The sequence below is a fragment of the Streptomyces sp. NPDC031466 genome, from assembly GCF_055581265.1.
In genome coordinates, this window is sequence record NZ_JBVIJT010000009.1 from 406,492 (window position 1) to 428,284 (window position 21,793).

Sequence of the window (21,793 nt, forward strand, 5' to 3'; positions counted from 1 at the left end):
CACCACGATCGGCGACGCTCGGTCCGATGACCCGCAGTCCGACAGCCAGTCGGGAGCGGGGGTTTCGGGTCCCCACCGAGCAGACCGGTGACGCCGTCGCCGGTCTGGGACAGGGGGGTCTCTGCCGTCCCCGGCAGGGCCTGTCCATCGAGGTTGTGCGTGATGTGCGTCAGGCGCGACCAGTGGTTGTCGCTCGGGGGTGATCGCCGGTGATGTGTGGTGCGGTTCGCGCCCTACGATGCGGGCGCTCTCCTTCCCGAGGACGTAGCACTTCTCCCATCCCTGCCCGGCTGACCCGTCCGAACGGGCGCAGTCAGGGCCGGAGATGTACGTCCGAGAAGGAGGAAAGTCATGGAATCCGTGGCTCGTGGCGGAACCAGATGGAAGCGGTTCGCCGTGGTCATGGTGCCGAGCGTCGCGGCTACCGCCGCGATAGGCGTCGCCCTGTCCCAGGGCGCGCTCGCGGCATCGTTCAGTGTGTCGGGTCAGCAGTTCAAGGTGACCGCCGACGAACTCAACGGCAAGGGGTTCGTCCAGTACGGCGCCTTGGACGTGGGCAAGTCGGGCAAGCACCCGGTGGCCGTCGTCGGCCTCGACTCGGCCAAGATCACCAACCTGTGTCAGTCGGTGGTCGTGCCCGTCCCGGTCTTCGGCGACGTGTCGATGACCCTCAGGGCCGGCCAGACCGGTTCCCCGAAGGTCATCGCCAAGAAGCTGTACATCGACGCCGACGACCTGAAGGCCAACGCGACCTTCCGCAAGGTCGACATCGGCGTCTCGGTCGACCAGACCACCAAGGGACCGGGCCCGGCGAAGGGCGACCACTACGTCGAGGACTCGTTCGCGCAGCAGGCGGAGTCGGTGAAGTTCACCGATGTCCGCCAGCGCGCGTGGGCGACCACGGCCGGCACCTTCAAGCTCTCCGGCCTCGACATGTCGGTCAAAAAGGGCAAGCACGAGTGCTACTAGGGCCGTTGGCACCCCAGTAGGGGGCATGCGTTCCGGTAAGCACTCGCTGCTATGAACGGCCGGGCGCGGGGGCGCGACGGCACATCGACGGAGCCGTCCCCGTGCCCGAACCCGCATGACACACAGGACCAAGCCATTCCCGAGGAGCTGTACGACATGAGCGCCGAAGCGCAAGTGGGACTGGGCGAAATGCTCGGCCGGACGCGCCGATCGTTTTGGGGGTGGCGCGGTCGGCGCCCGTTCTGGGGCGGTCTGCTGACGATGCTCGGCGGCCTCCCGATCATGTACTTCCCGTACGCGAACCTCACGCTCGGCACGATGACCATCCGGATGGCGACCACCGCCGGCGCCGGATCCCTGATCATCGGCGTGCTGTTGGTCGTGCTCGGCCTGACCATGTGGTTCCAGCCGCACTCCCGGATCTTCGCGGGCGTCGCGGCGATTCTGCTCGCCCTGGTCTCCCTGGTGGTCTCCAACTTCGGCGGCTTCGTCATCGGCTTCCTGCTCGCCCTGCTCGGCGGCGCCCTCGGCGTCTCCTGGGCGCCCGGACGGCCCGCCGCCGCGGTGGCCCCGGGCGGGAAGGCCGCGGGCGGGGGGAGCGGCGGACAGGACGAGCTGCCGGGTACGAGCCCGGCGAGCGTCACGAACGGGAGGCACCGTGCCGGCTGACGAGGCGCGCCACGAGGGCTCCGCGGGGGAGTCCCGGGTGAGAACCGGGCCGCGTCACGCGGCGCCCAGGAAGCCGCTGCTGACCCGCCTCCAGGTGCCCGCGGGCAAGGCGATCGCGCTCGCCGCGATGCCCACCGCGGTGCTGATGGGCATGGGACTGACCCCGACGCTCGCGCAGGCGAGGCCCGGGGTGCCCGAGAACCCCTTCCAGGACGGCCCGTGCGTCACGGCGCCGGACAAGGAAGCGGACGCCGACAAGGCCGGCCAGGACGCCGAGGACAAGGCGAAGGACGACCCCGCGAAGGACGACCCCGCGAAGAGCGACGCGGAGAAGGACGGGAAGGGCCCCGGCGAGCCGCCCGCGTCCGGGACACCCTCCACCGGTGACGAGGGTTCCGGCGATCAGGGTTCCGGTGACCGGACTCCCGACGACCGGGACAAGGACGACAGGACCGAGCCGGTTCCCACGCCGTCGGCCGGCGAGAAGGACGAGACCGGCGAGCCCGCCCCGAAGCCGGCCCCCGAGTCCGGCCCGCAGTCCGAGCCCGAGCCGGGCAAGACCAGGAACCCGTGGGACCCGCTGGGTCTCGGCGACGCCCTCAAGGACGTCTTCACGCCCGACGGGCCCGACGAGCCCGCCGCGAAGGAGACGGACTCCGACGCGTCGGCCCCGGACGCCCCGGCCCCGGACAAGACCACGTCTCCCGAGGACCCGGCCAAGGACACCGACAAGGACCCGGTCGAGGACAAGGACAAGGGCGAGGACCCGGTCAAGGACACCGCCGACAAGGTCGAGGACGGCGTCGAGGACGGCGCGAAGAAGGGCGAGGACACCACCGGCGAGGCCGCGGACGAGACTGCGGACGACCCGGCGGACGACGAGGCGAAGGACGGGCCCGAGGACCCGATGGCGCCGGACGCGAACGGCAAGAAGCCGTTCCCGTGCGTGGTCGAGAAGAAGGTCGACGGCGAGGCCGAGCAGACGCCCGTGCCGATCCCGAACCAGCCGTGGCACCTGGAGGCCACCTCGCTCAAGCTCATGGACGCCGACTACCAGGGCGTCGTGAACCTCACGATGGCGAACGGCGAAACCAAGCAGGCGCTGAAGTACGTCGTCCAGAAGACGGACATCGTGGACCTGCACCAGATCGTCGAGGGGCCGGGTGGCAGGAAGTACCACGTCGAGGCCGCCAAGGGCTCCAAGTCCACCATCCGCAACGGCGCGACGACGATGTACACCGAGCGGATCTCGGGCAAGCTGTTCGGGCTCATCCCGATCACCTTCGACCCCGAGCACCCGCCGCCGCTGAACATCCCGCTGATCTACTTCACGGATGTGAAGGTGCAGCAGGCGGGCCAGTTCGGCGGTGACCTCACCATCCCCGGCCTCCACCAGTCGATCACCGACTGAGCCGTACGCACATGAGGGCGCCCCCTGTCGCTGGGGGCGCCCTCATCTCGTATGCGCGGATACGGACCGTCAGTCGCGGTCGATGCCGCCCAGGTGGTGCACCCGCACCATGTTGGTGGTGCCGGGGACGCCGGGGGGCGAGCCCGCGGTGATGACGACCGTGTCGCCGTCGTTGAAGCGGTTGAGCTTGATCAGCTCGGCGTCGACCAGCTCCACCATCGCGTCGGTGTTGTCGACGTGCGGCACGACGTAGGTGTCCACGCCCCAGCTCAGCGTGAGCTGGTTGCGGGTCGACTCGTCGGTGGTGAAGGCGAGGACCGGCTGGGCCGCGCGGTAGCGGGACAGCCGGCGCGCGGTGTCACCGGACTGGGTGAAGGCCACCAGCGCCTTGCCGCCGAGGAAGTCGGCGATCTCGGCGGCGGCGCGGGCCACCGAACCGCCCTGCGTGCGCGGCTTCTTGCCGGGCACGAGCGGCTGCAGGCCCTTGGAGAGCAGCTCCTCCTCGGCCGCCACGACGATCTTCGACATCGTCTTGACGGTCTCGATCGGGTACGCGCCGACACTCGACTCGGCCGACAGCATGACCGCGTCCGCGCCGTCCAGGATCGCGTTGGCGACGTCGGACGCCTCGGCGCGCGTGGGGCGTGAGTTGGTGATCATCGACTCCATCATCTGGGTCGCGACGATCACCGGCTTGGCGTTGCGGCGGCACATCTCCACGAGGCGCTTCTGCACCATCGGGACCTTTTCGAGCGGGTACTCCACCGCGAGGTCGCCGCGGGCCACCATCACGGCGTCGAACGCCGCGACGACGCCCTCCATGTTGGCGACGGCCTGCGGCTTCTCCACCTTGGCGATGACGGGGACCCGGCGGCCCTCCTCGTCCATCACCTTGTGGACGTCCTTGACGTCGCCCGCGTCCCGCACGAAGGACAGGGCGACCATGTCGCAGCCCATCTTCAGGGCGAAGCGCAGGTCCTCGACGTCCTTCTCGGACAGCGCGGGCACGTTCACGGCCGCGCCGGGCAGGTTGATGCCCTTGTGGTCGGAGATGACACCGCCCTCGACCACGATCGTCTTCACGCGCGGGCCGTCCACCTCGACGACGCGCAGCTCGACGTTGCCGTCGTTGATGAGGATCTGGTCGCCCTTGGAGACATCGCCCGGCAGGCCCTTGTAGGTGGTGCCGCAGATCGACTTGTCGCCGGGCACGTCCTCGGTGGTGATGGTGAACTCGTCACCGCGCACCAGCTCGACGGGGCCCTCGGCGAAGGTCTCCAGACGGATCTTCGGGCCCTGGAGGTCGGCGAGGACGCCGATGGCACGGCCGGTCTTCGCGGCGGCCGAGCGGACACGGTCGTACCGGCCCTGGTGCTCGGCGTGCGTGCCGTGGCTGAAGTTGAAGCGGGCCACGTTCATGCCGGCCTCGATCAGCGAGACGAGCTGCTCTTCGGAGTCGACGGCGGGGCCCAGCGTGCAGACGATTTTGGAACGGCGCATGGGGGCGATCCTATCGGTTTGTTTCGCTTCGGAATATTCCGTCTGGTGGAATCTACAAATGGGCGGATGTGCGCTCAGTCGTTGCGGGGGTTTCGGCGCGGTGTCCGCATTACTCCGCCGAACCCTTTCCCACCAGCGCGTATGTCTGGTCGGCGATCTCCAGTTCCTCGTCCGTGGGAACCACGGCGACCGCCACACGCGCGTACTCGGGTGAAATGAGCCGCGCTTCGTCGGAACGTACGGAATTGAGTTCCCCGTCGACCGCGAGCCCCAGCTCCTCCAGGCCCGCCACGGCCGCCTCGCGGACCGGCGCCGCGTTCTCACCGACGCCCGCCGTGAACGCCACGGCGTCCACGCGGCCGAGCACGGCGTAGTAGGCGCCGATGTACTTCTTCAGGCGGTGGATGTAGATGTCGAAGGCGAGCGCGGCCCCCTGGTCGCCCTCGTCCACGCGGCGCCGGATCTCCCGCATGTCGTTGTCGCCGCAGAGGCCGATCAGGCCGCTCTTCTTGTTGAGCAGGACGTCGATCTCGTCCACGGACATCCCGCCGACCCGCGCCAGATGGAAGATGACCGCCGGGTCCAGGTCGCCGGAACGGGTGCCCATCACCAGCCCCTCCAGCGGCGTGAGACCCATCGAGGTGTCCACGCACCTGCCGGCCCGCACGGCCGTCGCCGAGGCGCCGTTGCCCAGGTGCAGCACGATGACGTTGACGTCCTCGGGCGCCTTGCCCAGCAGCTGGGCGGTCTTGCGGGAGACGTACGCGTGCGAGGTGCCGTGGAAGCCGTAGCGCCGCACGCGGTGCTCGTCGGCGGTCCGCACGTCGATCGCGTAGCGCGCCGCGGACTCCGGCATCGTCGTGTGGAACGCGGTGTCGAAGACGGCGACCTGGGGCAGGTCGGGGCGCAGCGCCTGCGCGGTGCGGATGCCCGTGATGTTGGCGGGGTTGTGCAGCGGCGCCACCGGCACCAGCCGCTCGATCTCCTGGAGCACCTCGTCGGTGATCACGGTCGGCGCGGAGAACTTCAGGCCGCCGTGCACCACCCGGTGGCCTATCGCGGCCAGCTCGGGGGAGTCGAGGCCGAGCCCGTCGGCGGCCAGCTCCCCGGCGACGGCCTGCAGCGCCGCCTCGTGGTCGGCGATCGGCTCCTCGCGCTCACGGGACTCACCGTCGCCGGCCAGCGGGGTGTGCTTGAGCCGCGAGGTCTCCTCGCCGATCCGCTCGACGAGGCCGACGGCCAGGCGTGAGCTGTCGCGCATGTCGAGCAGCTGGTACTTCACCGACGAGGAGCCGGAGTTGAGGACGAGGACGCGCGTAGCAGTCACGGATTCGGGGTGCTTTCTGTGGGGGTCAGCCGGCGGCCGGGGTCTGGGACTGGATCGCCGTGATGGCGACGGTGTTCACGATGTCCTGGACGAGCGCGCCCCTGGACAGGTCGTTGACCGGCTTGCGCAGTCCCTGGAGGACCGGGCCGACGGCGATCGCGCCGGCCGAGCGCTGCACGGCCTTGTAGGTGTTGTTGCCGGTGTTGAGGTCCGGGAAGATCAGCACGCTGGCCTGGCCCGCGACGTCGGAGCCCGGCAGCTTGGTGGCCGCGACCGACGGCTCCACGGCGGCGTCGTACTGGATCGGGCCCTCGATCCGTAGATCCGGGCGGCCGGCCCGCACCTTCTGTGTGGCCTCGCGCACCTTGTCGACGTCCGCGCCCGAACCGGAGGTGCCCGTCGAGTACGAGAGCATCGCGATCCGCGGCTCGACCCCGAACTGCGCGGCGGTGGCCGCCGCCTGCACGGCGATGTCGGCGAGCTGCTCGGCGTCGGGGTCCGGGTTCACCGCGCAGTCGCCGTAGACGAGGACCTTGTCGGCCAGGCACATGAAGAAGACCGACGACACGATCGAGGCGTCCGGCTTGGTCTTGATGATCTCGAAGGCGGGCCGGATGGTCGCGGCCGTGGAGTGCACGGAGCCCGACACCATGCCGTCGGCCAGGCCCTCCTGGACCATCAGCGTGCCGAAGTAGTTGACGTCGGCCACCACGTCGTACGCCAGCTCGACGGTGACGCCCTTGTGGGCGCGCAGCTCCGCGTACTTCCCGGCGAAGCGGTCCCGCAGCTCGGAGGTCTGCGGGTCGATCAGCTCGGAGTCGGCGAGGTCCACACCGAGGTCCGCGGCCTTCTTGCGGATCTGCTCGACGGGGCCGAGCAGCGTCAGGTCGCACACGCCCCGGCGCAGCAGTACGTCGGCGGCGCGCAGTACGCGTTCCTCGGTGCCCTCGGGCAGCACGACGCGGCGCCGGTCGGCGCGGGCCCGCTCCAGGAGCTTGTGCTCGAACATCATCGGCGTGACGCGGTCGCTGCTCGGCGTGGAGACGCGCCCCAGCAGGTCGGCGGTGTCGACGTACCGCTCGAAGAGGCCGAGGGCGGTCTCCGCCTTGCGGGGCGTCGCCGCGTTCAGCTTGCCCTCCAGGGCGAACAGCTCGGCGGCCGTCGGGAAGGAGCCACCGGAGACGGCGACCACCGGGGTGCCGGGCGCGAGGCGGTCGGCGAGGGTGAGGATCTCCTGGCCGGGCTGCTCGTCGAGGGTCAGCAGGACGCCCGCGATGGGCGGCGTGCCGGCGCTGTGCGCGGCGAGGGAGCCCACCACGAGGTCGGCGCGGTCGCCGGGGGTGACGACGAGGCAGCCCGGGGTCAGGGCGTTGAGGAAGTTCGGCAGCATGGCGCCGCCGAAGACGAAGTCCAGGGCGTCGCGGGCGAGCCCCGCGTCGTCGCCGAGCAGGACCCGGCCGCCGAGGGCGTGGGTGATCTGCGCGACCGTCGGCGCGGAGAGCGCGGCCTCGTCGGGCAGGACGTAGCAGGGCACGGGCAGAGCGGCCCTCAGCCGCTCGTGGATCTCGTCGCGGTCGGCGGGGGCCACCCGGTTGGTGATCATGGCGAGGACGTCGCAGCCCAGGCTGTCGTAGGCGCGGTGGGCGTTGCGCGTCTCGGCGTGCACCGACTCCGCGGTCTGGTTCTTGCCGCCGACCACGGGCAGCACCGAGGCGCCGAACTCGTTGGCGAGGCGGGCGTTGAGCGCCAGCTCGTCGGGGAGCTGGGTGTCGGCGAAGTCCGTGCCGAGGACCAGGACCACCTCGTAGTCCGCGGCGACCCGGTGGAAGCGGTCGACGATCCGCGAGACCAGTTCGTCGGTGCCGCGCTCGGCCTGGAGCGCGGACGCCTCGTGGTAGCCCATGCCGTAGACGGTCGCGGCGTCCTGCGAGAGGCGGTAGCGGGCCCGCAGCAGGTCGAAGAGGCGGTCGGGACCGTCGTGCACGAGCGGCCTGAAGACGCCGACCCGGTCGACCTGGCGCGTCAGGAGCTCCATGACTCCCAGCTCGACGACCTGGCGGCCGTCGCCGCGGTCGATCCCGGTCACGTACACGCTGCGCGTCACGCGTGCTCTCCCCTTCTTCGCTGCCTGCTCGTCGCCGTCCGCCGGGATCTGTGAGGTACCCCGAGTGAGCTGGACAAATTACCTGATATCGCGGCTGTGCCCTCTTGACAATACCTCTGCGGCTGGCTAAGCCGCCCGCCGGACCGAAGGCCCGTCGGCGGGGGTCGCGGGGCCTCTTCCCCGCCCCTGCCCCCGTATCGCCGCCCTATCGCACGGGCGTGCGTCGGACAGGTGTGAGCGGCGTCCCCCTTCCGGCCGTGGAACAATCGGACCGGCTCACAAGTACCAACAGCGAGCAGGAGACACAGCGCGATGCGTATCGGAATTCTCACCGCGGGCGGCGACTGCCCCGGCCTCAACGCAGTGATCCGGTCGGTCGTGCACCGCGCCGTGACGCACTACGGCGACGAGGTCATCGGCTTCGAGGACGGCTACGCGGGCCTGCTCGACGGACGCTACCGGCCCCTCGACCTGAACGCGGTGAGCGGCATCCTGGCCCGCGGCGGCACGATCCTCGGCTCCTCGCGCCTGGAGCGCGGCCGCTTCCGCGCCGCCTGCGACAACGCCAAGGAGCTCATCGAGAAGAGCGGCTTCGACGCGCTCATCCCGATCGGCGGCGAGGGCACCCTGACCGCGGCGGGCATGCTCGCCGACGCGGGCGTGCCGGTCGTCGGCGTCCCCAAGACGATCGACAACGACATCTCCTCCACGGACCGCACCTTCGGCTTCGACACGGCGGTGGGCGTGGCCACGGAGGCCATGGACCGCCTGAAGACGACCGCCGAGTCGCATCAGCGCGTGATGGTCGTCGAGGTCATGGGCCGGCACGCCGGCTGGATCGCCCTGGAGTCCGGCATGGCCGGCGGTGCCCACGGCATCTGCCTGCCCGAGCGCCCCTTCGACCCCGCCGACCTGGTCGCGCTGGTCGAGGAGCGGTTCTCGCGCGGCAAGAAGTTCGCGGTGATCTGCGTGGCCGAGGGCGCGCACCCGCTGGACGGCACGATGAACTACGGCAAGGGCGCGATCGACCAGTTCGGCCACGAGCGCTTCCAGGGCATCGGCACCGCGCTGGCGTACGAGCTGGAGGCCCGCCTCGGCAAGGAGGCCAAGCCGGTCATCCTCGGCCACGTCCAGCGCGGCGGCACCCCCACCGCCTACGACCGCGTCCTCGCGACCCGCTTCGGCTGGCACGCGGTGGAGGCGGTGCACCGCGGGGAGTACGGCAAGATGACGGCGCTGCGCGGCACCGACATCCAGATGGTGCCGCTCGCGGAGGCGGTCACGGAGCTGAAGACGGTGCCGAAGGACCGGATGGACGAGGCGGAGTCGGTGTTCTAGCGGCGGTGCCCCGGGGCGGGGTTCCGGGGCGGCATCGGCGGGGTGCCGGGGTCAGTCCTTGCGGTGCCCGGGGCGACCAGGGGCCAGAAGTGCTCCAGGATGCGGTCCAGGTAGTCCCGCCCGGCCTCGCCGGAGGCGTCCGAGCCGGCGCCGCCGCCCCAGTTCAGCGTCCGCGCCATCCGGGACTGGTAGTCGTCGTACATCTGCCGCAGCGCGCCCTCGACGTGCCGCCGCTCCACCGCCAGCAGCTTGGCGACGGGCCGTACGTATCCCTGCCAGCGGGCGGTGACCGCGCTGCGCAGCAGTTCGGCGAGTTCCTCGGAGCGCCCGGTCACGGTCACGAAGTCGGGCAGGTCGAGGTCCAGGGCGCGGGCGAGGGCGGCGGACTGCCGTTCGTTGCCGCGCCAGCTGTCGGTCTCCTCCATCCGCAGATACGTCTGGATCTCCACGCCGGCCTGCCGCGCGAGGTCCTCCGGCGCGAGCCCGCGCGCGAGCCGGTGCTCCCGCAGGGTCCGCGCGGCGCCCATCAGTTCGCCGGGCGAGCACCAGAGCGTGGCCGCCAGCGCGCTCAGCTCGACGGAACTGGGTGAGGCGAGCCCGCGCTCCCAGGCGGCGACGGTGTCGGCCGTGACGTACGTGAGCCCGTAACCGGCCCGCATCCCGTACGCGACATGCCCGTGCGCCATCCCCAGCGCCTCGCGCAGGCGCCGGGCGACGGGGAAATTGAAGGGGGGTGTGGGCTGGTGCGATGACTGGCTCGGTTGGCTCGATTGCACGGGGCACACCGTAGGCGCCTGCGGGGGTGGCGACTACGGTGCGTTCCTACGAGGTTGCGGATTGGTGGGAAGGTACGGGGTCCGTCCGGCCTCGGGACGGGCGTCTTTCCGGGCGTCTTTGATCCGGCGGGACTACAGGAGCGAGAGCGCGGCGTCGGCGAGTTGGTCCATCGCCGCCACGTGGATCTGCTCGCCGGAAGTGGTGGACTCGACGCGGTAGCCGCCACCGCGCAGAGGCGAGATCCTGATCTCGCCCGCCTGCCGACTCGTATGGTCCCGGGAGAGGCGGAGCATCCCCATGCTGTAGAAGGGGAACAGGGGACGCAGTCGCTCTTGGGCATGGATTTCGCGGGTCAGTGGCAGATAATCGGCGAACGCGTCGTCACGCAGGAGGACGTCCCACTGCGTCGCGACCGGATCGCCGTCCTCATTCGCCTGTGCGAGTTCGTTGTACTCCATGAAGGGATAACGGGAACGCAGATCCTGCAGCGTCGCACCGCTCTGCCAGGCGAGCACCACGCCCACGACGTCGCCGAAGTCGTCGGTGACGCCTTCCATCCAGGAGTGCCGGACGTTCGCCGTGCTGATGAAAAAGCGTCGCTCCTCGGCCCCGAGGTAGATCATGATGGTCCCTCTCCCCGACAGCAGCTTGGCGCTGTTGGGGTCCTCCAAGGAGGGCGAGGTCGCCCCTTCGATCAAGCCGAGATCCTTGCCTCGCTGACCGGCCATATGCGCCAAGGCCTGCTGCAGTCCGCCGATTTCGACCAGGTCCGGGTAGAGTTCTTCCTTCATGACGCCCATTCTAGATCCCCTGCCATTGTCCCCCGTCATTCTATGAACGGCCGGATTCTCCCCATGCTTTCCCAGTCCGGCTCCGTCATGCCCTCGATGACCTTGCCGTCCTTGTCGTAGAAGGTGACGGAGTCCCAAGTGCGTTTCCCGTGCTTGACTGTTCTGGCGATCAATCCCATCTCTTCCTCCGTCGCATGGAAATGAGGACCATCGTGTCCAAGTCCTCTCTTTGCCATGCCCACGAAACCATCGGCGGGGAATCCCTTGGTGTTCACATGGAGTCTTACCGCCCCGTTCTCGATAGCGGCGAATACGGGGCCTCGCCACTCGTCGGGACTGAGATCCATGTAGTGAGTGAAATTTCTCTGCTCCGCGAATTTCTTGGTGTCGCCGAATCGATACCCCAGAGCCACGTCACAGGGGGCGAGCCCCAGAGGGTCGGCCCAAAGAAGGGGGTTGCTGACATAGGCGAAGGGATCGGGAGCCGGTCCGAGACCAAGAAGATCGGGGGAGAGGTAGCGAGCACTTTCGGGGTCGTAGTGCCGGAAGTGGTTGTAGTGGAGACCGGTCTCCGGGTCGAAGTACTGCCCGGGAAAGCGGAGCGGAGTGTAGGCGGTGCTGTCGGTGGCCCATGCGGTGATGCCCCACAGGGTGGTGCGGGCCCGCCACGCCGTTACGCCCCGCTCGTCGATCAGTTCGGTGGGGGAGCCGACGAGGTCGGTGACAATGGCGAAGAAGCGGCTGTCGATCTCCTCCTGAGGAGCGTTCACCACCGCGGTGATGCGCTCCGTCTGGGAGATGGGGTGCAGACCCTGGTGGTCCCAGGTCAGGGTGAGGGGGTGCGGCAAGTCTCGCGAGACGGTGGTCTGCTCGCAGAGGGTGGTGCCGTCCCACGAGAAGACGGTTTCCTCGACGACGGCCTCTCCGTCCGGGGTGAGCCGTTGTTTGGCGGTCCTACGGCCCAGCGGGTCGTAGGTGTAGCGCCACCGGGTGCCGTCCGGGGTGACGACGGACGTGAGGTGGTCCTCGGCATCCCAGGTGTAGCGCCAGGTGGCCGGCTTACGGGACAGCCGGACCTTCTGCCGCAGAACGACACGGCCCTGGGCGTCGTATTCGTAACGGATGCCGCCGGCCCGCCTGACGCGGGTGCCGGCGTAGATACGCTCGCCGGTCGCTTCCTGACCGGGGTGCCGGTCCGGCCAACTGCCCTCGGTCAGCCTGCCCGTCTCGTCATAGACGTAGCGTTCGCTCCACTGCTCGCTGTGGACGGCGGTGACCCGGCCCGCCACATCCAGGTCGAACGTCCGGTCTCCGGAGGACTGGTCGGCGACACTGATCAATCCGTTGTCCGCCCCGTAGACGTACGAACGATGCTGCACCTTTCGGCCGTCGGAGGTGACGACCGACTGGGCGCTGAGCCGTCCCATCTCGTCGAAGGCGTGGGAAAGGGTCACCTGCTCGCCGATGTGCCGGGAAACCTCGCGACCTGTTGCGTCGCGCGTGAAATCGATGACCCTGCCGCAGGTCTCGAGCCGCGTGGGGCGGCCCGAGATGTCGTAGGTCCACTTGCTCAGCGCACCGGACGGAGTGGTCCGGCTGAGGGTGCGCCCCTCGGCGTCGTATGTACGCAGCGTGGTGCGGCCGTCCACGGTCTCCGCCAAGACCTGGCCGAAGTGGTCGCGTCCGAGGACCAGTTCGGACTCCGGCCCGTTCGCGTGGGTGAGGTGACCGCGCAGATCGTACGTGAAGGTGGTGACGGCGCCCGCGGCGTCCTTTCGGGTGGTCTGGCCCAGTGCGTTCCGCTCGAACGTGACGGTTTCCCCGGCACCGTTCGTCCGTGCTGTCAGACGACCGGCGGCATCGTGCTCGTAGGTGACTGTGCGACCGTCGAAGTCCGTCTCGGACGCGGGCCGTCCCGCGGCGTCGTAGCGGTAGGTCCAGCGCAGCCCCAGCGGACCGCTGACCTGAGTGAGCCGCAACGACGGATCGTGGACGAACTCGTACCGTGCCCCGTCGGGCGAGGTACGGGCGGCGAGCAGGTCGAAGTGGGTGTATTCGAAGCGCGTTGTGCGCCCCGACGGGTCCGTGTGACTCGTGCGGTTGCCTTCACCGTCGTACGTCCATGTGTCGGTCGTGCCGTCGGCATCAGTGCGCCGGGTCAGTTGCCCCTCGGTCGTCCACTCGAACCGAACAGTGCCCCGGTTCGGGTCCGTGACCGAGACGGGGCGTCCGAAACCGTCGAGTTCCCATGTGGTGGTGGTCCCCGGGGAATCGGAGGCTTCGACCGGGACGCCTGCCGCGTCACAGCGCACCGTGGTGGTGAGCCCCCGCGCGTCCGTCACCGCGAGGAGGTGACCTGAGGCGTTGAACGTGCTGGAGGTGACGTGTCCGGACGGATCGGTGACGGACGTGCAATTGCCGCGTTCGTCGTAGGTCCGCCGCCAGGCGCTTCCGTCCGGCAACTGGAGTGCGGTGGGCAGGTTCAGGTCGTTGTAGGCGTAGCGACTGACCGCACCGTCCGGTCGAGTCATCTCAAGGAGTTGCCCGAGGGCGTTGTTCACATAGCGGGTGGTGTGTCCCAGGGCATCGGTCCAGGACGCGATGTGGTGGTGCTCGTCGTACTCGGTGACGGCGGTATGCCCCAAGGGATTCGTCTCGGCGACGACCCGGCAGTGATCATCGATCGCGTAACGGGTGGTGGCGCCTTCGGCGGTGGTGTACGCGGTGATCCGACAGTTCGGCCGCTCCGGATCCGGGATGTCGTAGGCGAAAGTCCCCGCGACGAAGCCGTTGTCGCCGCACTGGCTGACGCAGCGATCCGACGCGTCGTAGTCGTAGAAGTAGTGCCGCCGGTTGGTGTCCTCCCAGGCGGTGATGCGCAGTCGCTCGTCGTAGGTGAAGCGCAGGGGGAGGCCCGAGGAGCCGGTGACGGTGGTGAGGTTGCCGTCGGTGTATCCGTAGCGCTTGAGCACGGCGTCCGAGCCGTCCTCGGCGGCGCCCGCGAGGCTGAGGGCGGTGACCCGGTCGGCCTCGACGGTCAGCTTCAGGTGGTAGCCGCCGGAGTGGCGGATGGCCTGTGGGATGCCCTCCGCGTCGTGGTCGAAGTCGATGGTGTTGTGGTTGCGGTCGGATACGCGGGTGAGCAGGGCCACGCCGTCGTGGGGGTCGGGCGGGGCGAAGTGGCGGGTGAGGCCGGTGAGGGGGTCGGTGAGGCGGTAGCCGTCGTCGGCCAGGCGTTCCAGGGGGCGGCGGGGACCGGAGTCCGGCAGCACGGGTGTGCCGGGGCCGGTCGGATGGGGGTAGGCGAGGATCATGCCGTCCTCGGTGACGAGGACGATGCCGTCCGCGTCGATCTCGAGGCGCTCGTCGAGCGTGGAGGTCCACGTGGGGCCGAACCAACCGCCGCTGCGGTAACCGGAGGCGACCCGGCGGGTGAAGACCAGTGGCAGGGTGCCGGGCAGTGTGACGTCGGTGGCGTCCAGGAACATCTGCCCGGTGGCCACGTCGACCGGGTCGCCGCAGCCCTTGATCTTGCTCTTGACTCGGCTGTACGCGCCCTTGGCGCCGTCCTTCAGCGCGGTGCGGGCGGACTTGAAGCCCTTCAGCCCGCCCTTGAGGCCCTTCAACCCCTTGCCGAGTTTCGCGGCGGTGGTGAGGCCCTTCATACCGGGGACGCAGTCGAGCGCCGCGAAGGCCACGTCCATCAGGCCCGCTTGGCCTTTTCGGTATTTGTTGAGGGTGTCGGCCAGGACGATGGCGCCGGCGATGATGACGATCGCGGCGAGGATGGGGCCGCCGACGATCATCGCGATGATGCCCACGACGGCGACGACGACCTTGCAGACCGCGACGATGCTGTCCCAGTTGTCCGAGACCCAGTCGCCGATCTCCTCCCACCACTTGCGGTTGCGGATACCGGCGTCGGACGCCTCGTCGATCTTCCGCTTGGCCGCCCCCGCCGCCTCCTCACGCATCTTGCGCGCATCAGCGGCCATCTTCTTCGCCGCCTCCAACGCGCTCTTGGCCGCGTCGACATCACCCTGCGCGGACTTCTGCGCCTTCTCGGCGGAGGCGGCGTTACGGGTGGCGGCCTTGACCTTGTCCGGGTCGGGCTGGGGCACGTCCTTGCTCTTGGAGCCGCCGTCCTTGTACTTGTCGGCCTCCTTGCCCGCCTTGTCCATCCAGGAGTCGGCCGAGGTGAGGCGGGACTTGGCGGAGGACAGGTCGGCCTGGGCCTCGCGGCCCTTGACCAGCGCCTTGTCCGCCAGGGCCTGGGCGCGCTCCAGCTGTGGCCAGTACGCGGCCAGCGCGTCACCCGCCATCCCGTAGGACTTCTTGAGCTTCTTCAGCTTCTCGGGGGCCTTCTCGAACTTCTCCGTGAAGGCCTCGGCCGTCTTGCCCGCCCAGGTGAGGATCGCGTCCTCGCCCGCCATGCCCTTGATGTCCCGCAGCACCCTGCCGACGTCGTCGGAGAAGTCGTGCAGGTCCTTGGCCAGCTTGCGCACCCGATGCGGATCACCCGGCGTCGGATCCTTCTCCAGATCCAGGACATGCCAGTCCTTCGGTCGATGACCCCCCACGTGACGTCCCCCGTACCTGCCGCGACTTCAGCAACCACACGCACCGACGAAACTATCGAATGCGAGTGCGGTCGTGAAGCTCGGGGCAAGGGCGCCGTGCGGGCACGGTCACCGGCGCGTCGGTTCGAAGCCCGCGTCCACCTTGCCGACTTCGGTCCACCCGGCTCCCTCGCGGCGGTCGAACCACACCGGGCGCTGCCGTGCCGAGCGGCGCTTTTCGAAGGAGATGTCGTCGAGGACACCGTTCACGGAGACGTGCTGGATCTCGCGGTCCAGGGTGTGGCGCAGCGAGGTGGCCGAGGCGCTGGTGGGCGGGAGCTTTCCGAGGGCGGCGGCCAGCGCCGTGGCGCCGTCGTACAGTTCCTGGTTGCCCCGCGCGGGGAGGTTGTCGTCCGGTTCGCCCGTGTAGTTGCGGGTGCGCAGGACGCCGGCGGGGACGTTCTTGTCCCGCGCCGTTGCCCTGGCACGGTCCTCGGAGTCGGCGCAGGTGCCTTCCGGGTCGGCCTGCGTGAGGACGGGTCCCTTGAAGCCGTCGGCCCGCAGCGCCTTGGCCCAGACGTCGGCCCGCGTACCGGTGGGCACCACGACCGCGTCCGCCCGGGCCGCCGCGACCACGGAGGGGATCTGCGCCGCCTGCACCTTGCCGGGCTCGACGTCCAGCGCCTTCGTGGTGAGCCCGCCCCCGCGCAGCGCGGTGCCGATGCCGTCCTTGCGCTCCGCCCACAGCTTGTCCTGCGCCACGAGCACCCGGCGCACCGCCGTCTCCGAGCGCAGGTAGCGGGCCATCGCCTCGCCCTGGCGGGCCTCGTCCGCCGGGATCGCGAACGCCCCGTCGGCATGGGCGTACTCCGCACACGTGCTGATCTCCGGCAGGAACGCCTCGTCCATGTCGTGCACCCAGGAGAAGTCCGCGGTGTCGCCGACGACGGCGAGCATGCCCGGGTGGTCGGCCAGCAGCTCGCGCGAGGTGGTGTCCGGGTCCGCCGTCACCGGCACGACGCGGAAGCGCGCGGTCTCCTTGGTGCCGAGCGTCTCGGTGAGGGCTGACTCGACCGTGCGCAACTGCTGGGTCCTGAAGGCGTCCAGCTCCGACTTCTCGTACGAGTCCGGGTCCGGGCCCGGGTGGGCGTCCGTCCCCCGGGAGTTGCCCACGTGCCGGTAGCTGTGGGCGACGCCGATCTCAAGGACCGCCTCTTTGCCGTCGGCGCCCGACGGCGTCCCCGACGTCGAACCGGCGTCCGCTGCGGTGAGGGCCTGCACGCCCAACCCCACCGGGATGCCGACCGCGAGGATCAGGGCCGCGGTGAGCAGCAGGCGCCTGCGGGAGCGGCGGCCGGGGCCGGGCGCGAGGGGGACGGTGGTCTGCCCGAGCGGGGCGGAGGTCTTCCCGAGGGAAGCGGACCGCTGCGCGCGAGGGAGTGCGGGCCGGGTGTGCGCGGTCGCGAGTGAGGGCGGCGCCGCCGGTCGCGGGCCCAGGTCCTGGACCCGGACGGTCGGGGTTCGGGACGAGGACGACGTCGGGGCCGAGTCCGAGGGTGTGAAGGGCCCGCCTTCGGCGGCGTCCGGGGTCTGCGGCCGCGCGTCAGCGGTGGATGACGAGGCCTCGTCGAACGGCACCAGGCCGGATGGCGCCGCGTCGGTGTGATCGGGCGACGCGGCGGCCTCCGGGCCGCTCTCCGGTGCCGGTGCCTTCTCGAAGGCCGCCTCCGCGTCCGGCGGCAGCGACCGCGCGGCCGTCAGGATCCGGTCGAGCGTCGTCGCCGCGTCCGCCGGGCGGTCATCGGGGTCCTTGGCGAGGAGGTCGAGGACGAGGCGCTCCACGGGCCGCGTCACCTCGCGGCGCGCCGCGCTCGGACGCGGCGGCGCGTCGTTGACGTGGTGGTACATCACACCGGCCGCCGTACCGGTGAACGGGGGCCTGCCGACGAGGAGTTCGTAGAGCACGCAGCCGAGCGCGTACAGGTCGGTGCGGCCGTCGCCCGCCTCCTGGCGGAACCGTTCCGGCGCCAGGTACGGCACGCTGCCGAACGGCAGCTGCCCCGTGTGCGTCAGGCGCGAGTCGCCCGCCGCCCGCTCGACGAACGTCGCGATGCCGAAGTCCACGACCTTCGCCGTGCCGTCCCGCGCGACCATCACATTGCCCGGCTTGATGTCGCGGTGCACGACGCCCGCCGTGTGCGCCACGTCCAGGGCGCGGCAGACGTCCGCCGCCCAGCGCAGCGCCTCCGCCACAGGTACGCGCACGCGTTCGCGCAGGATTTGGTCGAGCGAGCGGCCCTGCACGAGGGCCATCACCAGGTACGGGGTGCCGTCGCTGTCCGCACCGTGGTCGTGCACGGCGACGATGTACGGGCTGTCCAGGGCGGCGGCGGCGCGGGCCTCCTGGCGGAAACGGGCCAGGAGCTGCGCCCGCTCGCCCTCGTCCGCCGACGCGGACGGCACGAGGAGCTTGACCGCCACCTCGCGGTTCAGGCTCCGGTCCCGGGCCCGCCAGACCTGGCCCATGCCGCCCGCGCCGATCGGCGCGAGCAGCTCGTACCGGCCGTTCAGCAACCGTCCCCGCACGGCGTTCCCCCTTCGACGCCGATGATCCTAACGGCGGCGGTTCCCCCTACCGGTTGATCGACTGGATCTCCTGGACGACCACGTCCTGCTCCGCGCCGAACTCACCGTCCGGCAAGTCGCGTTCACCGTTCACGCCCGTCCCTGTCCAGTGGATCTTCCAGGTGACCGTCGCCTTCAACGGGTACGAACCGTCTCCCGACGACCGCAGGTACTTCACGCCGCAGGGCGGGGTCTCCTTGGCCCTGCCCTTGGCGTACGGGGTGCCGATCCTGTCGCCCACGAGGTCACAGACACCGGACGCGGGATAGGTCTCGGCGTCCGGTGTGCCGGGGTCGATCCTGAGGGAGACGGGTTCGGCGGTGGTCGTGGCGTGGATGTCGAGAACCTGGACCCGGGCCGTCACCGACACCGGCTTGAACTCGGTGCCGTCCAGCCACGCCCACGTCGGCAGGTTCACCTTCGTCCCGGCCTCCGGGGCCAGGGACACCTTGGTGCCGGGGACGCGGATCCTCGCGTACGCCAGCTTCGCCAGGAGCTCCGGGTCGATGGTGGGGAGGCCGGCGGGGGGCGGCTCGTTCTCGTCGACCCAGAAGGTCTCCTTGTTGCACTTGTCCCAGCCGGGCGGGTACGTCTTGTTGGGGAAGCCCGTCCACCAGTAGCCCTTGCCGGCCTTGTCGAGGTTGAAGTTCTTGTACGGCCCGCCCTCGACGTACCGCTTGCGCTGCTCCAGGTCCCACGAGTGGCCCGTGGAGTCCACCGCCCAGACGGCCTCGCGTTCCTTCTTGAACTGCGCGGGTGTGTAGGCCGGCCCGTACCAGCAGGGGGGCGGGCTGTAGTCGCCCGTCGGGACGATGGTTCCGGACCTGGGTCCGGAACCGTTCTTGGACTCGTCGTAACTGATGCCGCCGGCGGTGGCCGTCAGTGAGCCGTCACCACCGTCCTCGCTGGGGCCCTGGGCACTGCCGTTGGTGGTGCCGCCGTGGCCCGTGCGCGCTGACGCGGGTCCCGGCAGGAGCAGCGCCGCGGCCAGCACCATGGCCCCGGCGGCTATGAGCGGTGTCCTTCTCACGGCTGGCATGTGGCGTTCCCCCGGTCGGATGTGGTCGTCTCGGTGATCCAGACGCCCTGATCGTTCTTGTGCAGTCGGCTGCTGTAGAGCACGAAGTCGTCCTTGGAAGGCGCGGCTGCCTTGGCGGTCTTCCCCGTCTTGAGGCTCTTGTTGTGCGCCTTGCGCTGGTCCTCGCAGTAGACGAGGCCCGCCGTCCTGCTGCCCGTCACGTCCACCCGCGCGTTGTAGAAACGCTTGACGCCGGTGATCCGGTCCTTGTACTCGACGTACTCCTCCACGAACTTCTGGCTGCCGGCCGCCGCGTCGCCCTCGGAGTAGAAGCGGTAGGCCTTGTGCAGCGGGTCCTGCTCGGCGATGGCCATGTCCACGGCCTTCACGTACTGCTCGGTGTCGGCCAGCACCGCGTCCTTGTTCTTGTCGCCCGTCCTGGCCCACTCGAACTCGTACGTCAGATCCGCGGGCAGCTCGATCTCCGGCCGCTTCGCCGCCGCGTCCGCGGGCTCGCTCGGGGGTGCGGACTTCTTCTCGCCCCCCTGCTCCGCCCCGGCGATCTTGTCATCGTCCCCGGAGGGCTTCTCGTCGCTGCCGCAGGACGTCAGCAGCAGGGCCGCGGTCGCGGTGAGCGTGGCCGTCGCGAGGCGGAAGGGGCGGTTCACTGTCGGCTCCTGGCAGGTGGGGGAGGGGGCGCGGGCTCAGCACGCTAGTGCGAGGCGGGGCCCGATACCAGGGAGATGTGCCGTCACGAATGGGGCGCGAGGGACGTATCGGAGCGAAGGGATGTCACAGTTCTGTGCCCGCCCTCAGCCCTTCACCGCCCCGCCCAGCGCGAAGCCCCCGCCCAGGCGTCGGGAGACGAGGACGTACAGGAGGATCACCGGGGTCGAGTAGAGGACGGAGAACGCGGCCAGCTGGCCGTAGACGACCGTCCCCTTGTTGCCGAAGAAGTCGTTGATGCTGACCGACGCCGGCATCTGCTCGGGGGTGAGCAGGAGCATGAAGGGGACGAAGAAGTTGCCCCACATCATGACGAACGAGAAGACCGTCACGACCGCCACCCCGGGGCCCATCAGGGGGAGGACGATCCGCAGCAGGGACTGGAGGGACGACGCGCCGTCCGTCCACGCAGCCTCCTCCAGCTCCTTGGGGACACCGTCCATGAAGTTCTTCATCAGCCAGATGGCGAAGGGGAGTTGGGACGCGGCGAAGAAGAAGATCGTGCCCTGCGTCGTGTCGATCAGGTCGACCTGGACGAACAGCGCGTACACCGGGACCATGATCGCGGTGATCGGCAGGCTCGTCGCGAAGAGGACCGTCAGCATGAAGGGGCGGTTCAGGCGGGACCGGTAGCGCGAGAGCGGATAGGCGGCGAGGGCCGCGCAGACCACCGTGAGCAGGGTGCCGCCGCCGCACAGCAGCAGGCTGTTGAGCAGCGGGGTGAAGGTGATCTCCGGGGTGAGGACCTTGTCGTAGTTGTCCAGGGTGAGGCCGTCGGGGAGCCGCACCCGCAGGTCCGCCTCCGGGTCGAAGGAGGACAGGACCACCCAGGCGAGGGGCAGCACGAACGCCGCCACCACGACGAGCAGGCCCGCGTCGGCCGCGAGACGGTGTTTCCGGCGCCGGGAGCGCGTGGTGCTCGCACGCTTGGTGAGGGTCACTCAGACCTCCGTACGCAACAGGCGCATATAGACGAGGGAGAACAGCGAGCCGACCAGGAGCAGGAGCAGGGCCACCGCCGTGCCGTAGCCGATCATGCTCTTCTGGAAGGCCTGCTCGTACATGAACAGCGGCAGGGTCTGGCTGCGGTTTCCCGGGCCGCCGCGCGTCATCACCCAGATCAGGCCGAACACGGAGAGCGTCTGGAGGGTGTTGAGCATGAGGTTCGTGCCGATCGAGCGGCGGATCATCGGCAGCGTGATGTGCCACATGCGGCGCCAGCCGCTCGCGCCGTCCATCTGCGCGGCCTCGGTGATCTCCTGGGGGATCTCGTTGAGGGCGGCGGAGTAGACCAGCATGGAGAAGGCCGTCCCGCGCCATACGTTCGCGAACGAGACGGCGAGGATCGGCAGGGTGAACAGCCAGTTCTGGGAGGGGAGACGCAGGAATTCCAGGACGGCGTTGAGGGTGCCCTCGCGGCGGAAGAAGGCGTAGAGGAGGAAGCCCGCGACGACCTCCGGCAGCACCCAGGCCGTGACGACGATCGCGCCCGTGAGGGTGCGGACCGGCTTCGACGCGCGCTGCATGAGGGAGGCGAGGGCCAGGCCCAGCATGTTCTGGCCGATGAGGGAGGACAGGACCGTGAAGACGAGGGTGAGCCAGACCGCGTTGAGGAACCGTTCGTCGCCGAACGCCTCCCGGAAGTTGTCGAACCCCACGAAGCTCGACTCGGCCTGGCCGGTCAGCTGGAGGTCGGTGAAGGCGATGTACGCGCAGTAGGCGATCGGCCCCGCGAGGAACAGGGCGAGCAGGACGACGGCGGGGGAGACGGGCAGGGCCCTGAGCAGGCCCCGCCGGGCACGGGCGCCTGCGCGGCGGGCGGGCGGCGGTGGTACGTCCGGCCCCGGCGCCGTCTTGGCGACGCCACCGGGAGGAGCGGGGGGCACGGTGATCATGTACGGGCACTCGCTCTCTGGTACCGGTGGCGTGCGGTCGCGGTGCGTGCGGTCGGGGTGCGGTCGGTCGCGGTGCGGTCTCGG

Annotated in this window: 15 protein-coding genes; 4 read left to right on the plus strand and 11 right to left on the minus strand. The window is 70.0% G+C overall.

Annotation, left to right across the window (positions count from 1 at the left end; all coding sequences use genetic code 11):
* Positions 1-351: 351 nt before the first annotated feature.
* From ACZ5GP_RS24370 to ACZ5GP_RS24380, 3 genes are all read left to right on the plus strand, one after another.
* A complete protein-coding gene (locus tag ACZ5GP_RS24370; RefSeq protein WP_468752826.1) occupies positions 352-969 on the plus strand; it encodes a DUF6230 family protein in 618 nt (205 codons plus the stop codon).
* A gap of 156 nt (positions 970-1,125) precedes the next feature.
* Positions 1,126-1,638 (plus strand): DUF6114 domain-containing protein, encoded by a 513-nt coding sequence (locus ACZ5GP_RS24375; protein ID WP_468752827.1) that lies wholly within the window; start codon positions 1,126-1,128, stop codon positions 1,636-1,638.
* Positions 1,628-3,049 (plus strand): hypothetical protein, encoded by a 1,422-nt coding sequence (locus tag ACZ5GP_RS24380; protein WP_468752828.1) that lies wholly within the window; start codon positions 1,628-1,630, stop codon positions 3,047-3,049. Before ACZ5GP_RS24375 ends, ACZ5GP_RS24380 begins: the two co-directional genes overlap by 11 nt.
* A 69-nt stretch (positions 3,050-3,118) precedes the next feature.
* On the opposite strand, the gene pyk is transcribed toward ACZ5GP_RS24380, so the two are convergent.
* The 3 genes from pyk to pta form a co-directional block, all read right to left on the minus strand.
* Complete coding sequence (pyk, locus tag ACZ5GP_RS24385) at positions 3,119-4,549, minus strand: pyruvate kinase (RefSeq protein WP_468752829.1); 1,431 nt, start codon at positions 4,547-4,549, stop codon at positions 3,119-3,121.
* Positions 4,550-4,658: 109 nt separating this feature from the next.
* Complete coding sequence (locus ACZ5GP_RS24390) at positions 4,659-5,876, minus strand: acetate kinase (RefSeq protein ID WP_468752830.1); 1,218 nt, start codon at positions 5,874-5,876, stop codon at positions 4,659-4,661.
* A gap of 25 nt (positions 5,877-5,901) precedes the next feature.
* Positions 5,902-7,980 carry a phosphate acetyltransferase gene (gene pta / locus ACZ5GP_RS24395; protein ID WP_468752831.1) on the minus strand — a complete coding sequence of 693 codons (2,079 nt, stop codon included), beginning with the start codon at positions 7,978-7,980 and terminating at the stop codon, positions 5,902-5,904.
* A 312-nt stretch (positions 7,981-8,292) separates the two neighbouring features.
* Here pta and ACZ5GP_RS24400 point away from each other — a divergent pair, with 312 nt between their 5' ends.
* On the plus strand, positions 8,293-9,318 hold the full coding sequence (locus tag ACZ5GP_RS24400) for a 6-phosphofructokinase (protein WP_358583890.1): 1,026 nt from the start codon (positions 8,293-8,295) through the stop codon (positions 9,316-9,318).
* Here the strand turns inward: ACZ5GP_RS24400 and ACZ5GP_RS24405 are convergent.
* From ACZ5GP_RS24405 to ACZ5GP_RS24440, 8 genes are all read right to left on the minus strand, one after another.
* Entirely contained in the window at positions 9,315-10,004 is a 690-nt protein-coding gene (locus ACZ5GP_RS24405) for a helix-turn-helix domain-containing protein (RefSeq protein ID WP_468752882.1), read from the minus strand. The genes ACZ5GP_RS24400 and ACZ5GP_RS24405 overlap by 4 nt on opposite strands.
* 222 nt (positions 10,005-10,226) lie before the next feature.
* Positions 10,227-10,886 (minus strand): DUF6193 family natural product biosynthesis protein, encoded by a 660-nt coding sequence (locus ACZ5GP_RS24410; RefSeq protein WP_468752832.1) that lies wholly within the window; start codon positions 10,884-10,886, stop codon positions 10,227-10,229.
* A 35-nt stretch (positions 10,887-10,921) separates the two neighbouring features.
* The gene (locus tag ACZ5GP_RS24415; protein WP_468752833.1) at positions 10,922-15,466 is read right to left on the minus strand and encodes a DUF6531 domain-containing protein; all 4,545 of its coding nucleotides are present in this window, start codon (positions 15,464-15,466) and stop codon (positions 10,922-10,924) included.
* Between the two features lie 108 nt (positions 15,467-15,574).
* The gene (locus ACZ5GP_RS24420; protein WP_468752834.1) at positions 15,575-18,031 is read right to left on the minus strand and encodes a protein kinase domain-containing protein; all 2,457 of its coding nucleotides are present in this window, start codon (positions 18,029-18,031) and stop codon (positions 15,575-15,577) included.
* A gap of 46 nt (positions 18,032-18,077) precedes the next feature.
* On the minus strand, positions 18,078-19,109 hold the full coding sequence (locus ACZ5GP_RS24425; RefSeq protein WP_468752835.1) for a hypothetical protein: 1,032 nt from the start codon (positions 19,107-19,109) through the stop codon (positions 18,078-18,080).
* Positions 19,097-19,756 (minus strand): hypothetical protein, encoded by a 660-nt coding sequence (locus tag ACZ5GP_RS24430; protein WP_468752836.1) that lies wholly within the window; start codon positions 19,754-19,756, stop codon positions 19,097-19,099. Before ACZ5GP_RS24430 ends, ACZ5GP_RS24425 begins: the two co-directional genes overlap by 13 nt.
* A gap of 144 nt (positions 19,757-19,900) precedes the next feature.
* The gene (locus ACZ5GP_RS24435) at positions 19,901-20,755 is read right to left on the minus strand and encodes a carbohydrate ABC transporter permease (RefSeq protein ID WP_468752837.1); all 855 of its coding nucleotides are present in this window, start codon (positions 20,753-20,755) and stop codon (positions 19,901-19,903) included.
* Complete coding sequence (locus tag ACZ5GP_RS24440) at positions 20,756-21,709, minus strand: carbohydrate ABC transporter permease (protein ID WP_468752838.1); 954 nt, start codon at positions 21,707-21,709, stop codon at positions 20,756-20,758.
* Between the last annotated feature and the right edge of the window lie 84 nt (positions 21,710-21,793).